Genomic DNA, 14,545 nt, shown 5'->3' with positions numbered 1-14,545 from the left:
TTGCAACTTTTTTGTTTTCGTTGCAACTATCTTGTTTTCGTTGCAACTTTTGCCTTTTCGTTGCAACTATCCAATTTTCTCCTAATTCCACATTCTTCTCAAAACAAAAAGAAGCCTCTCGCAAGAGCGAGAGGCTTCCAAAATAGAACTCTTCTTAGTCAACCATGTGGTCGCTTCCGAAGAAGTTTTTGAACATCTGAACGGATGTATCACGGTTTAGAGCTGCGATAGATGTTGTCAAAGGAATTCCTTTTGGACAAGCAACTACACAGTTTTGTGAGTTACCACAGCTAGCAAGTCCACCTTCACCCATGATGGCATTTAGGCGTTCGTCTTTATTCATGGCACCAGTTGGATGGGCATTGAATAAACGAACTTGTGATAACGGTGCAGGACCCATGAAGTCTGAATTGTCGTTTACGTTTGGACAAGCTTCCAAACATACTCCACACGTCATACATTTTGATAATTCGTAAGCCCATTGACGTTTGCGTTCAGGCATACGTGGACCTTCTCCAAGATCATACGTACCATCGATAGGAACCCAAGCTTTCACTTTTTTCAATGAATCAAACATGCGTGTACGATCTACAATTAAATCGCGAACGACAGGGAATGTTTTCATTGGTTCCAAGCGTACTGGTTGTTCTAATTGGTCAATAAGAGCTGTACATGATTGACGTGGTCTACCGTTAATAACCATAGAACAAGCACCACATACTTCTTCCAAACAGTTCATATCCCAGTTTACTGGCGTAGTTGCTTTACCGTCAGCGTTAATAGGGTTACGACGAATTTCCATTAGTGCAGAAATTACGTTCATATTTGGTCGATAATTTAACTCAAATTTTTCCCAATAAGGGGTAGCATCGGTTGTATCCTGGCGAAGGATTTCGAGAACGACTGTTTTAGTAGCAGTTGCTGTACTCATTATTAATTATCCCCTTTCGCTGAATAGTCACGTTTACGAGGTGCAATTAGAGAAACATCGATATCTTCATAATGGAAGACTGGCGCACCTGTAGCAGGATCAAACTTCGCCATCGTTGTTTTCATAAATTTATCGTCATTACGTTCTGGGAAATCTGGTTTGTAATGAGCGCCACGGCTCTCATCACGGTTAAGTGCACCCAGTGTAATTACGCGAGCCAAGTATAGCATGTTTTTCAACTGACGCGTAAACGTTGCGCCTTGATTCGACCATTTTTGTGTATCGTTGATGTTGATGTTGTTATAACGTTCAAGAAGTTCTTGAATTTTATCATCAGTAGCTTGTAAACGATCGTTGTAACGAACAACTGTTACGTTGTCTGTCATCCACTCGCCAAGCTCTTTATGCAAGACATAAGCATTTTCAGTGCCATCTAATGCCATTGTATCATCCCACTTTTGTTGCTCAGCAGCGATGTGTGCATCAAATATTGTAGAAGGCATATCTTCAGCATGCTTGTCTAATTTTTTCATATAATTTACAGAGTTAGGACCAGCAACCATACCAGCATAAATCGCAGAAAGTAATGAGTTCGCTCCAAGACGGTTTGCACCATGTTGAGAGTAATCACATTCACCTGCAGCAAAAATACCAGGGATGTTTGTCATTTGATCATAGTCTACCCAAAGTCCGCCCATTGAGTAATGAACAGCAGGGAAAATTTTCATTGGCACTTTACGTGGATCATCGCCCATGAATTTCTCATAGATTTCAATGATACCACCAAGTTTAATATCCAATTCTTTCGGGTCTTTGTGAGAAAGATCTAAGTACACCATGTTCTCGCCATTAACGCCTAATTTTTGATTTACACAAACATCAAAAATTTCACGTGTAGCGATATCACGTGGTACTAAGTTTCCGTAAGCAGGATATTTTTCTTCAAGGAAATACCAAGGTTTACCGTCTTTGTAAGTCCAAACACGTCCACCTTCACCGCGAGCTGATTCAGACATTAAGCGAAGCTTGTCATCTCCAGGAATCGCTGTTGGGTGAATTTGAATGAATTCACCATTTGCATAGTGTCCGCCTTGTTGATAGATAATTGAAGCTGCTGAGCCTGTGTTGATAACAGAGTTCGTAGATTTCCCGAAAATGATACCAGGGCCACCAGTAGCCATAATGATCGCGTCACCGCGGAATGCTCGGATTTCCATTGTTGTTAAGCTTTGTGCCATAATACCACGACAAACGCCGTCGTCATCAAGAATAGCACCTAAGAATTCCCATCCTTCATACTTCGTTACAAGTCCGTCTACTTCAAAACGACGCACTTGTTCGTCTAGTGCATACAATAATTGTTGGCCAGTTGTTGCACCAGCAAATGCTGTACGATGGTACATTGTTCCACCGAAACGACGGAAGTCAAGTAAACCTTCTGGTGTACGGTTAAACATAACGCCCATACGATCTAATAAATGGATAATGCTAGGCGCTGCTTCTGTCATTGCTTGAACAGGTGGTTGATTTGCTAAGAAATCTCCACCATAAACTGTATCGTCAAAGTGTTTATATGTTGAATCGCCTTCACCTTTTGTGTTTACAGCTCCGTTAATCCCGCCTTGCGCACACACTGAGTGTGAGCGTTTAACTGGTACTATAGAAAATAATTCAACTGGCGTACCTTGTTCGGCCGCTTTAATTGTTGCCATTAAACCAGCAAGACCGCCGCCGACAACAATCAATTTACTTTTTGCCATGTTTTCTCTCACTCCTCTTTTTAATAGTAATCAAGCGCTTCCAAGAAACTAATTACACGAATGCAAGAAGTGAACGAATGCCGATTACTGTCAATGCTAAGAAGATACCCATCGTCACGAAAGTTGAAATGCGTTGTGACCTAGGTGATTGAGTAATACCCCAGCTTATCAAGAATGACCAAATACCGTTTGCTAAATGGAATGTCGCAGATACTACACCTACTACGTAGAATACAAACATTAATGGATTAGCTAAAATATCAGCCATCATGTCAAAGTTAACTTCATCAGCACCAATTGCTTTTTGGAATCTTGTCTCGAATATATGCCATGCAATAAATACGACAAGAATGACTCCAGTGATCCGTTGTAAAATAAACATCCAGTTACGGAATGTACCGTAGGCTTTTGGGTTGTTTTTCGCTGTAAAAGCTATGTACACACCATAGAACGCATGGAACATTAAAGGTAGGTAAATGACAAACCATTCCAAGAATAAAACAAATGGTAAACTTTCCATAAAGTGAGAAGCTTTGTTAAATGCCTCAGGTCCCTGCGTTGCAAAATGGTTAATAACCAAATGCTGTGCCAAGAACAATCCTACTGGAATAATTCCGAGTAGAGAATGTAACCGGCGTAAATAAAATTCACTATCTTTCGACAAGACTGTTACCCCCCTCATTACTGAAAATAGACAGACAAGTTAGACCCTCGTATGAAACGAAAGCAACATTGACTGCATATCTCTTCATGGTACAATATTATGACATGTTTATTGTACTCCCATCATAAGGGAGCGTCAAGGCAAGGTAGCCTATTACATATGACAATAAAATGCAGGATAGCTATCGGTTTCGCATCTTTTTTCTACCTTGTCCATGATTAATTCTTATATTAATAAAGTTTCACGTGAATTTAGTGAGAAAGCGGGATTTAAATGACCATAACAGATACAAAAACAGTACCTACATTTGGCTATGAATTAATTAGAGATCATGTACTATCGACCATTTTAGGCAAACACGAGGACGATATTTTATATTGGGCTGGCAAAGATTTAGCACGAAAATTTCAGATGTTTTCGATCGATGAAACGACTTCTTTTTTTGAAGAAGCCGGCTGGGGTGTATTAACACTCGACCGTCTTACAAAAGATGAAGCATTCTTTACACTAACTGGCGAACCCGATGCACTTCAAATCAACAAACGGTGTTTCCGCCTAGAAGCAGGCTTTTTGGCGCAACAACAACAAAAATTAGGTGGCTTTTTGACAGAGTGCTTCGAAGAGAAATTCATAAAGAAAAACATCGTCCAATTTCATGTGAAATGGGATTTAAAAGAAAAAATTCAGTAGAACACGGCATGCACCATATTAAGGTGCATGCTTTTTTATGTTATTGAAGGGTTTTTCATGAGAAATTCGGCTTTTTCCTACGTCAATCGTCTTTTTTCCTACGTCACACTCTTAATCTAACAATAAACGCTAAAAAGCTGGCGGTCACTTCCAAAAGGAGTGACCGCCAGCTTTGTTAATCCCATTTAAATTTGTCGTTCATTTGAGATTGATATTGTTTAAACGCACTACTATTTGTTTGAATCCCTTTTTTCGATAACAGACGGTTCATTTGCGTTAGTTTTTCATTGTACTGTTGTTCGAGTTCGGTTTTTTCTTTACCCAAGGATTTTTTCATTTGATGTTGCAAATCGCCCATTTCTTCTTTAATAAATTGAGCTTCTGCATCATGGCCTGAGTTTTTCAAGATGCGCATGACCATCCGAATGTCTTCTGGATAGTGGGCAAATTCATCTGGTGGTAGCGGTTTCCCCGCTCCAGGCAAATTATCAAACTTCCCATCACGTTGTGCTTTTTTAATTAAATCTTCCACGATATGCCAGTTCATTTCGACCACTGCCTCTCATGATGATGACCTATATATTTCCATCATATCATGAAACCTTGTTACACTCGAACTGCAGCTAATCCATATTCATCATGCAAGGCATTCGTCGCTTTTAACATATCACTTTCTGGAACAACAACAGAAACTTTAATTTCTGATGTACTAACCATCTTCACTGGAATTCCTTCGACGCGCAGACGATCGAACATTTGAGCAGCCACACCAGGATTTGATACCATGCCAGATCCAACAATTGAAACTTTCGCTAAACCGACTTCGAAATTGGTCGATTGGTAACCAAGTTCGACTTTATTACTTTCTAACACTTGAACCGTTTCAGCAAAATCTTCTTTTTTAATTGAAAATGACACACTTGGTTGTATGCCTTCCATGATACTTTGAACAATTATATCCACGTTGACATGATGTTTAGCTAGCGTCGTGAAAATTTTCGCAAGTGAGCCGTTAAACGGTACTTGATATGCTACCGTTATACGAACAATCTCAGGTTCAAATGCGACACCGCGCACAATTAAGTTTTTCTCCATGGTTGGTTCCTCCAATAATATGGTACCTGTTTCTTCGCTTATACTAGATCGAACACTTAGTGGTAAGGAATAGTTTTTTGCAAATTCGACAGCACGTGGATGCAATACACCCGCACCTAAATTTGCCAGCTCCAACATTTCATCATACGATAACTCCTGCAATTTCCGCGCACCATCTACATAACGTGGATCTGACGTATAAATACCATCGACATCTGTGTAAATATCACATTGGTCTGCATGAATAGAGGCAGCTATGGCAACAGCCGTTGTATCAGACCCTCCACGACCAAGTGTCGTGATTTCTCCATACGCATCCATACCTTGGAATCCAGCAACCACTACGACTTGACCTAACGTCAAAGCCTGTTCAATGCGAACGGTATCGATATGCTCGATTCGTGCATTGCGATGAACCGCTTCTGTACCTATTCCTGCTTGCCACCCCGTGAATGATACCGCATCTTGACCCATATGTTGAAGCGCCATCGTTAGTAAGGAAATCGTTACTTGTTCTCCTGTTGATAACAACATATCCATTTCACGTTTTGAAGGTTCTGCCGATAAATCTTGCGCTAAACGAACCAATTCATCCGTGGTTTTGCCCATTGCAGAGACCACCACAACAATTTCATGGCCTTTCGCTGTTTCGCCAATGATGCGTTTTGCGACGTTTCGAATGCGCTCCGTGTTGCCGACTGATGTTCCTCCAAATTTCATGACGATACGACTCAATGTAAACTCTCCCTTTATTTCCAAAGAAGCTAAATAGGAAAAACAATGGCACAAACCTCTGTTTTTTCTTATACCGATAGAGCCAAGTTCAACTTAGTAAATCAATATAAAAAAACAGCTTATTCACGAATATCCGTGAAAAGCTGTCTCCATGCATGACCGTTCAAAAGAAGCGTCCATGTGAAGATAGCCCTCCAGAATCAATTAGATTCTGACAATCCTGCATTTATTCAATGCAAAACCAGTACGACATTAGAAACAGTCTATGTCGGACTTCGGCGAATTTCCCTTTCACATGCACTCAAAGGATCTGTTCATCCTCCTGCAGGTTACTGATGATTTCCGCACCTCTATCACCACTTATTAGTAGAGTGTTCAAAAGAATACTTACCCTTTTGTTTCCTCGTTTTAGTGATTCAATTTCAGTGTGTCAACAATATCATAAGATTACTCTTTTGACAATGCTTCATTTTTAAAGTATTCAGACATGGATTCTGCGATTTGCATAGGCAAACCCGAACCTTTTAATTCATCAACAGATGCTTCTTTGATTCGTTTTACAGAGCCAAAATGTTTGAGTAACATTTTTTTACGTTTCGGACCAATGCCCTCAAATCCATCTAAAGCTGATGCGATCGTTTGTTTCCCACGTTGTTGTCGATGGAAAGTAATGGCAAATCGATGCACTTCATCTTGAATCCGTTGTAGTAAATAGAAACCTTCGCTCGTTCGTTTCAACGGAATAATTTCTGGAGGTTCTCCGTATAACAAAGACGATGTTTGGTGTTTCGCATCTTTTGCTAGCCCCGCAATTGGAATCGATAACCCCAGTTCGTCTTCAATAATTTCTCGAGCACTTTCCATCTGACCTTTCCCACCATCTATGACAATTAAATCAGGTAAAGGTAGCTGGTCATTTAACACACGTGTATAACGGCGTCTAATTACTTCTCGCATCGCCCCGTAGTCATCATGGCGTGCAGCCGTTTTTGTTTTATATTTACGATAATCTTTTCTATTCGGTCTGCCGTCAATAAACGAGACCATCGCTGAAACCGCGTCGGCTCCATAAATATGAGAGTTATCAAATGCTTCGATACGAAGCGGTGGTGCAATGTTCATAGCTATTCCTAGTTCCTCCACCGCACCAATCGTTCGTTGTTCTTGGCGGTCAATGAGTTGGAACTTCTCACGCACAGCAATTTCCGCATTTTGAATCGCTAGATCAATCAACTGTTTTTTCTTGCCACGACTTGGCGATGCCACTTTAATTTCAAGGAGTTGATTAGCTATCTCCAAATCAACTGAAATAGGCAACAACACTTCTTTTGGTTTTATATGATGAGCTTGATCATAAAACTGGCCTAAGAATGTTAAGAATTCATCATCAGGATCTTGGATTAACGGGAATATCGATACATCTCGTTCAATTAATTTTCCTTGTCGAACGAAGAAAACTTGAACGCACATCCAGCCTTTATCAATGGAATAGCCAAAAATATCACGATCCGTAAAATCATTTGTCGTCATTTTTTGTTTTTCCATGACCGTTTCAATATGTGTGATTTGATCACGGTACTCTTTTGCTCGTTCAAATTCTAAATTCTCGGCAGCTGAAGACATTTTTTCCGTTAATTCTTGTTTGACTTGTTGATAACCACCATTTAAAAATCGTGTAATTTCATCGATTATTTCACGATACGCATCTTGTTCAATCGGTTTTACACAAGGTGCTAAACATTGACCTAAATGATAATACAAACAAACCCGGTCTGGTAATGTCGGGCATTTTCGCAATGGATATAAACGATCAAGTAATTTTTTCGTTTCACTTGCTGCATACGCATTTGGGTAAGGGCCAAAGTACTTGCCTTTGTCCTTCTTGACCTGTCTTGTCGTAATCAATTTCGGGTGTTTTTCACCTGTAATTTTAATATACGGATACGTTTTATCATCTTTTAACATGACATTATATTTGGGATCGTGTTTTTTAATTAAATTTAATTCTAAAATGAGTGCTTCAATAGCTGAAGATGTCACGATATATTCAAAATCCACAATCTCATTAACGAGACGTTGCGTCTTCCCATCATGACTCCCCGTGAAATACGAACGTACACGATTTTTTAATACCTTCGCTTTACCCACATAAATAATTGTACCCTGTCTGTCTTTCATTAAATAAACACCAGGATGATCTGGTAAAATACTGCATTTCTGTTGTATTAATTCATTCATAATTGTCATCACCTGTTGAAAAAAAACCGGGTGCCCATGGGTACCCGGTTTTTAATATTATGTTGCTATTACTTACGTTGCTATAAATTAAGCGTGTTTGTTAACAAGATTTACTAATGCTTCTTTCGGGTTAAATCCAACTACTTTATCAACTGGTTGCCCATCTTTGAAAAGTACTAATGTTGGAATTGACATAATTCCGAAGTTGCTAGCAGTTTCTTGGTTTACATCAACATCTATTTTTACGATTTTTACTGTATCGCTCATTTCAGCATCTAGTTCCTCTAAAACAGGAGCGATCATTTTACATGGTCCACACCAAGGTGCCCAAAAATCAACTAATACTAAGCCATCTGAAATTTCACTTGAAAAACTTTGATCTGTTCCGTGTACAATTGCCATAAGAAATTCCTCCTTCAAATACAAACTCTAAACGTAGTATAGCATCTTGAAATTAACGCTTCTACTTTTTTGCTCAACCTTTTATTAGCAGAAGCCTTATTAAACATATACCCGCTACTGCTCAATTTCAAAACAAATAACATTTACTCTGTTTTTATCGCACAAATGCGCTTCCCGCTCGTTTTCTTTTAAATACCGAAAATCATTATTTAAGAAAAAACGGACTTCATTGTTAGTCCCTAATATTTAGTAAGCTTGAAAATAAGTCTTTTTTCTACATCTACATTTGAACATTATAACCAGTTTAATTGTCTGTTTTACACATGAATACCTTATAGTTGATTGGAGTGAAGGGCTGCGACTCCAGCGGAAAAAGTGCGCCAGTTCCTTTTATGAAGAGTAGCCATAGTAGACTGTTGATTTCCGCTACGGTGGACGCTTTTCGGGGGCATGGCTTCAGTCTCCTCGTCACTGCAGAAACATGTGCTCCTGCGGTTACTCGTCGCAAAGATACTGGCTCTTCGCCAGTATCTTTCCTGCGGGGTCTTCAGCTCATGCACCTGCCGCTTCGCTTTCGGTGCAGAAAACATCTGCTATTCCCGCAGAAGTCGCCACCTGCGCTTCAATCAACTAATTATAAATGGCAACTACGATTTTAGGTTGGTTCTATCTCTAGCTTAACTTAGAATTATCAGCAATAATCAATTGATAGATTTTCTTGTTGGTTAATACTCAACTCAAGGATTGTAGTGGAAGGCGGCGACTCCAGCGGGATCAGCGGGACAGGTGAGACCCCGCAGATCGCGAAGCGACCGAGGAGGCTCACCGCCCGCCCCGCGGAAAGCGTCCGACTGAAACGGAAATCTACCCCACTTAATTAAAAAAGGAACTGCCCATAGTCATATTTCATGACTTTTTGGACAGCCCCTTAAGTACCATTAATTAGCTTTTAGTTTTTTGAATTCTTCCGTCAACATTGGAATGACTTCGAATAAATCTCCAACGATTCCATAATCAGCCACTTTGAAAATATTCGCTTCAGGATCTTTATTGATCGCTACGATAATTTTCGAGTTAGACATACCCGCTAAATGTTGGATAGCACCAGAAATACCTGCTGCAATATACAAATCAGGTGTTACAACTTTACCTGTTTGTCCAATTTGAAGTGAGTAATCACAGTAATCAGCGTCACATGCACCACGAGATGCTCCAACAGCGCCGCCTAATACTCTTGCTAATTCGTTTAATGGTTCAAAACCATCTTCACTCTTAACGCCACGACCACCAGCAACAATAACTTTCGCTTCTGATAAATCCACGCCTTCAGTTGATTTACGCACGACTTCTTTAATAATGGTACGAAGGTTCGTAATTTCAACAGAGAGAGCTGACACATCACCAGAACGGCCAGAATCGTGTGCTAAAGGTTCAATATTGTTAGGACGAATCGTTACAAAATCAATGCCTTCTTTGATTTTCACTTTCTCAAACGCTTTACCTGAGAAGATTGGGCGAACGAAAACAACATCTGCCCCTTCGCCTTCGATAGAAGTTACGTCAGAAATTAGACCTGACTTTAATTTACTTGCTACTTTAGGTGATAAGTCTTTCCCTAGAGCTGTATGTCCGAAAACAACTGCGTCTGGTTGCTCACTTTGAACAACTGCCATAAATGCTTGGCTGAAGCCGTCAGATGTATATGTTTTTAAATGTGGATGTTCAACAGTTACTACACGGTCTGCTCCATAATGAATCATTTCAGTTGCAAGAGATTGTACAGAGTCTCCTAAAAGAACTGCGACAATTTCTCCACCGCTTGAAATTTTCTTCGCTGCAGCGATTGCTTCAAAAGATACATTACGTAAAGCGCCTTCGCGTGCTTCACCTAATACGATTACTTTTTTTGTCATGATGTGTTTCCCTCCAATTACAAATCTTTAGATTAAATTAAACGACTTTTGCTTCTGTACGAAGTAATTGTACTAATTCTTGTACTTGGTTAGATAGATCGCCTTGTAATACGCGACCTGCTTCTTTTTTCGCAGGCATGTAAATTTCAATCGTCTCAGTTTTAGCTTCAACATCGTCTTCATCGATATCTAAATCATCTAATTCAACTTCTTCTAACGGTTTCTTTTTCGCTTTCATAATCCCAGGTAATGAAGGATAACGCGGTTCATTCAACCCTTGTTGAGCTGTAACTAAAAGTGGTAGTGACGTTTCAATTACTTCAGAATCGCCTTCTACATCACGAACGATATGAACGGTTGTACCGTCGATTTCTAATTTTGTGATCGTCGTTACATAGTTGATGTCTAATAAGTCAGCAACACGTGGTCCAACTTGTCCAGATCCACCATCAATCGCAACATTCCCAGCTAAAATTAGGTCTGCATTTTTATCTTTTAAGTAATCAGCTATAATTTGAGCAGCTGTAAATTGATCCATTTCATCTAAATCATCTTCAGTATTAATAAGAACTGCTTTATCAGCGCCCATTGCAAGTGCAGTACGAAGTTGCTTCTCAGCTTCTTCTCCACCCATTGTCAATACGGTCACTTCGCCACCGTGAGCTTCACGAACTCGGATTGCTTCTTCGATTGCATATTCATCATAAGGATTAATGATAAATTCCGCGCCGTCTTCTTGAATCTTGCCACCTGAAACGACAATTTTTTCTTCTGTATCAAATGTACGTTTTACCAACACATAAATATTCATGTTGCAAACCTCCCAATACTAGTGATTATTTTCCTTTGAACAATGGTTCACGTTTTTCAATAAAAGCAGAAATTCCTTCTTGAGCGTCTTCAGATATGAAAACGGTTCCAAAAGACTGTGCTTCAGCTTTCACACCTTCATTATACGCATAAGTTTTCGCGAATTGTAGCATTTCAATCGCAGCTTTCATGGCAACTGGACTCTTTTTAGCTATTTTAGTAGCCAGCTCCATTGTTTTCGCAAGTAATTCTTCTTCTGCAAAAGCACGGTTTGCTAGTCCCCATTTAACGGCTTCTAATCCGCTTATCGGTTCACTTGTTAACAACATTTCTGCTGCTTTCGGCATACCCACTAGACGCGGAAGACGTTGAGTACCTGCAAAACCTGGAATCAAGCCAAGCTGTAACTCAGGCAATCCTAGTTTAGCATTTTCAGATACTATACGCATGTGACAGCTCATAGCAAGTTCAAGTCCACCACCAAGGGCAGCACCATGAATCGAAGCGATGATTGGTTTCGAGAAACGTTCTAGACGTTCAAAAATTTCTTGTCCGCTAGCAGCTAGAGCTGAAAATTCTTCCCCCGTTTTAATTTGAGTAAATTCTTTAATGTCTGCACCTGCTGAGAAGAAACGACCTTCCCCGTGCAAAACGATAACACGAACGCTATCATCATGCTCAACAGCATTCATTAATTCGTTTACTTCCATGATAAGTCCGCGTGATAATGCATTTGCTGGTGGTCGATTAATCGTTACTTTCGCAACGTGATTTTCTACAGTCCAACTTAAAAATTCCATAGACGTCCATCCCTTCACTTATGCTTTCATACCACCGAGTAATAATTTATGAACTTTAGGAGCTAATTTCATCAAATCATACTTCTGTTCGTTCATTACCCAGGTGGTTATCGTCTCATCAATTGTACCAAAGACCATGTGTCTCGCAAGACGAATATCCAAATCTGCATTAAATTCGCCGTTCTCAATGCCTTCGATCAAAATATCATCGAGTAACATTAAGTACTCTTTCAACACTTCATTAATTTTTAAACGAATTTCTTTATTAGATTGGCGCAGTTCTAACTGAGTCACAATGGCCAAATGGTGATCTGTTGCTAATACACGAAAATGATTTTCCACCATTTTTAGTAGTTTTTCAGAAGATGATGTGCCATCATTAATAATGAGTTTTAGGTTTTCAACAAATAAACCCATTTTTTCTTGAAATACAGATATTAAAATATCTTCTTTGTTTTTAAAATACAAATAGATGGTTCCATCAGCAACGCCTGCTTGTTTCGCGATTTTGGAAACTTGCGCTTGGTGATACCCATTTTCCGCAATCACTACTACCGCTGCGTCGATTATTTGTTTAAACTTAGGTTTGTCTCGTTTCAAAGTATCACCACCAAAAAAATGAAATTGTGAATGAATGTTCATTCACAATTTCATCTTAGACTGAAGAAGTACTGTTGTCAAGGACTGTTACGTCGTAGCACTTGCTTCTTTATATTTTTCTTTCTCTTCTTCTACTAATGTACGACGAAGGATTTTACCTACTGCTGTTTTTGGTAACTCTTTTCTAAATTCATAGATTCTTGGAACTTTAAATGATGCTAAATGTTCCCTGCAGAATGCATTTAGCTCTTCTTCAGTAACATGTTCATTTTCTTTTAAGACAATATAAGCTTTTACGGTTTCTCCACGATAAGCATCTGGCACACCAACTGCTACACATTCTTGAATGGCCGGATGTTCGTACAGAACTTCTTCAATTTCACGAGGATAAATATTATATCCACCCGCTATGATCATATCTTTCTTGCGATCAACTACATAGAAGTAACCCTTGTCATCCATATACCCCAAGTCACCCGTCAGTAACCAGCCATCTCGCATTGTATGTTCGGTTTCTTCTGGACGATTCCAGTAGCCTTTCATAATTTGCGGACCTCGAACACAAATCTCTCCAATTTCACCTATTGCCATTGGCTCTGTAGAATCCACTTGGAAAATAGCAGCATCTGTATCTGGCCACGGAACACCAACTGACCCTTTAATACGTTCATTCGCCCAAACAAAGTTTGCGTGTGTGACAGGAGATGATTCTGTTAAGCCATAGCCTTCTACTAATTTACCACCTGTGACTTTTTCAAACTTGTCTTGCACCTCAATTGGCAACGGTGCGGAACCACTTAAACAAGCTTCAATGGATGATAAATCATATTTTGCAATGTCCGGGTGATTTAATAATCCAATATATATCGTTGGTGCACCTGGGAATAAAGTTGGTTTTTGTTTATCGATCGTTTTCAGAGCTGATTCAACATCAAACTTAGGTAATAACACCATCCGGTTACCGAGCATGACCGATAATATTAACACGGTCGTCATACCGTACACATGGAAGAATGGCAGAATGCCTAAAATCGTACCTTCACCTTTTTTACTCTTATATAGCCAAGCATTACACATAGTGGCATTCGAAATTAAGTTTTTATGCGATAACATAACACCTTTAGGGAATCCAGTAGTACCCCCTGTATATTGTAAAATCGCCACATCTTCTTCAAAGTCAAAAGGCACGTCGATTTTTTCAGCTTTCCCTACCTTCATGACTTCCGGGAATAAGTGATTCATTCCACGATGTTCAACTTTTACGGTAAATCCATATTGTTTCTTTTGAACAAATGGGTAAAGTAAGTTTTTCGGGAATGGAAGATAATCTTTAATGCCAGTAATAATAATGTTTTCTAATTCTGTCTCTTTAATGACCTTTGAAATACGTGGATACAAGATATCGAGTGAAAGAATAGCTTTTGCACCCGAATCTTTCATTTGGTAAGCAATTTCACGTTCCGTATATAACGGATTCGTTTGAACCACAATAGCGCCAGCATACAAAATCCCATAATAGCCGATAACATTTTGAGGACAGTTCGGCAACATAATCGCAACACGATCGCCTTTTTGAATACCGAGAGAGCGTAAATAATTAGCAAACTTTAAAGAAGATTCATAGAGCTCTCGATACGTGACATCTTTCCCAAGAAAATGTATGGCTATTTTTTCAGGATAATCGTGAAAAGCACGTGTCAAATATTCCTGAACCGGAATTGCTTCGTATGACAATGTATGCGGAATTTCTGGTGGATATTGCGCCAACCATGGCTTTGTTGTCATTTTCTATTTCCCCCTTTTTTATAATCGTTTGAATATTCCTATTCTTCATTATAGAGAAACATGTATCCGCTTTCAATTTAAATTAAAAAAAGCATGGGACATTTTACACATCCCATGCTTTT

At 39.4% G+C, this 14,545-nt stretch carries 13 protein-coding genes and 1 riboswitch; of the genes, 1 reads left to right on the top strand and 12 read right to left on the bottom strand.

The genetic code is table 11. The features are described from left to right. Positions 1-154: 154 nt before the first annotated feature. Genes sdhB through ACFPYN_RS07415 form a run of 3 tightly spaced genes read right to left on the bottom strand, consistent with a single transcriptional unit; the run spans position 155 to position 3,373 of the window. A complete protein-coding gene (gene sdhB, locus ACFPYN_RS07425; protein WP_377733348.1) occupies positions 155-931 on the bottom strand; it encodes a succinate dehydrogenase iron-sulfur subunit in 777 nt (258 codons plus the stop codon). Positions 932-933: 2 nt separating this feature from the next. After that, a complete protein-coding gene (sdhA, locus tag ACFPYN_RS07420; RefSeq protein ID WP_377733347.1) occupies positions 934-2,691 on the bottom strand; it encodes a succinate dehydrogenase flavoprotein subunit in 1,758 nt (585 codons plus the stop codon). Positions 2,692-2,743: 52 nt separating this feature from the next. Next, positions 2,744-3,373: a succinate dehydrogenase cytochrome b558 subunit gene (locus tag ACFPYN_RS07415; protein WP_377733346.1), complete on the bottom strand. Its 630-nt coding sequence runs from the start codon at positions 3,371-3,373 to the stop codon at positions 2,744-2,746. 255 nt (positions 3,374-3,628) lie between these two features. On the opposite strand from ACFPYN_RS07415, the gene ACFPYN_RS07410 reads away from it, so the two are divergent. Next, positions 3,629-4,045, top strand: coding sequence for a YslB family protein (locus ACFPYN_RS07410; protein WP_377733345.1), 417 nt, complete (start codon positions 3,629-3,631; stop codon positions 4,043-4,045). Between the two features lie 175 nt (positions 4,046-4,220). On the opposite strand, the gene ACFPYN_RS07405 is transcribed toward ACFPYN_RS07410, so the two are convergent. The 9 genes from ACFPYN_RS07405 to ACFPYN_RS07365 all read right to left on the bottom strand — a co-directional run bounded on the left by ACFPYN_RS07405 (position 4,221) and on the right by ACFPYN_RS07365 (position 14,423). Beyond that, entirely contained in the window at positions 4,221-4,592 is a 372-nt protein-coding gene (locus tag ACFPYN_RS07405; protein WP_377733344.1) for a DnaJ family domain-containing protein, read from the bottom strand. Between the two features lie 59 nt (positions 4,593-4,651). Then, positions 4,652-5,875, bottom strand: a complete 1,224-nt coding sequence (locus tag ACFPYN_RS07400) for an aspartate kinase (RefSeq protein WP_377733343.1) — start codon at positions 5,873-5,875, stop codon at positions 4,652-4,654. Positions 5,876-6,054: 179 nt separating this feature from the next. Continuing rightward, positions 6,055-6,236, bottom strand: a riboswitch (Lysine riboswitch). Between the two features lie 86 nt (positions 6,237-6,322). Beyond that, positions 6,323-8,113 (bottom strand): excinuclease ABC subunit UvrC, encoded by a 1,791-nt coding sequence (uvrC, locus tag ACFPYN_RS07395; protein ID WP_377733342.1) that lies wholly within the window; start codon positions 8,111-8,113, stop codon positions 6,323-6,325. Between the two features lie 87 nt (positions 8,114-8,200). Beyond that, positions 8,201-8,515, bottom strand: a complete 315-nt coding sequence (gene trxA, locus ACFPYN_RS07390; protein WP_377733341.1) for a thioredoxin — start codon at positions 8,513-8,515, stop codon at positions 8,201-8,203. Positions 8,516-9,453: 938 nt separating this feature from the next. Beyond that, entirely contained in the window at positions 9,454-10,428 is a 975-nt protein-coding gene (locus tag ACFPYN_RS07385) for an electron transfer flavoprotein subunit alpha/FixB family protein (protein WP_377733340.1), read from the bottom strand. Positions 10,429-10,465: 37 nt separating this feature from the next. Next, positions 10,466-11,239, bottom strand: a complete 774-nt coding sequence (locus ACFPYN_RS07380) for an electron transfer flavoprotein subunit beta/FixA family protein (protein ID WP_377733339.1) — start codon at positions 11,237-11,239, stop codon at positions 10,466-10,468. A 25-nt stretch (positions 11,240-11,264) separates the two neighbouring features. Further along, entirely contained in the window at positions 11,265-12,038 is a 774-nt protein-coding gene (locus ACFPYN_RS07375) for an enoyl-CoA hydratase (protein WP_377733338.1), read from the bottom strand. A gap of 18 nt (positions 12,039-12,056) precedes the next feature. Then, positions 12,057-12,638 carry a TetR/AcrR family transcriptional regulator gene (locus ACFPYN_RS07370; protein ID WP_377733337.1) on the bottom strand — a complete coding sequence of 194 codons (582 nt, stop codon included), beginning with the start codon at positions 12,636-12,638 and terminating at the stop codon, positions 12,057-12,059. Between the two features lie 87 nt (positions 12,639-12,725). After that, positions 12,726-14,423 (bottom strand): long-chain-fatty-acid--CoA ligase, encoded by a 1,698-nt coding sequence (locus ACFPYN_RS07365; RefSeq protein ID WP_377733336.1) that lies wholly within the window; start codon positions 14,421-14,423, stop codon positions 12,726-12,728. Between the last annotated feature and the right edge of the window lie 122 nt (positions 14,424-14,545).

Origin of the sequence: Paenisporosarcina macmurdoensis (assembly GCF_042658845.1) — a bacterium.
Lineage (GTDB): Bacteria > Bacillota > Bacilli > Bacillales_A > Planococcaceae > Paenisporosarcina > Paenisporosarcina macmurdoensis.
The sequence above is the reverse complement of the archived record's forward strand: the minus strand, read 5'-3'. Positions and strand labels throughout refer to the sequence as shown.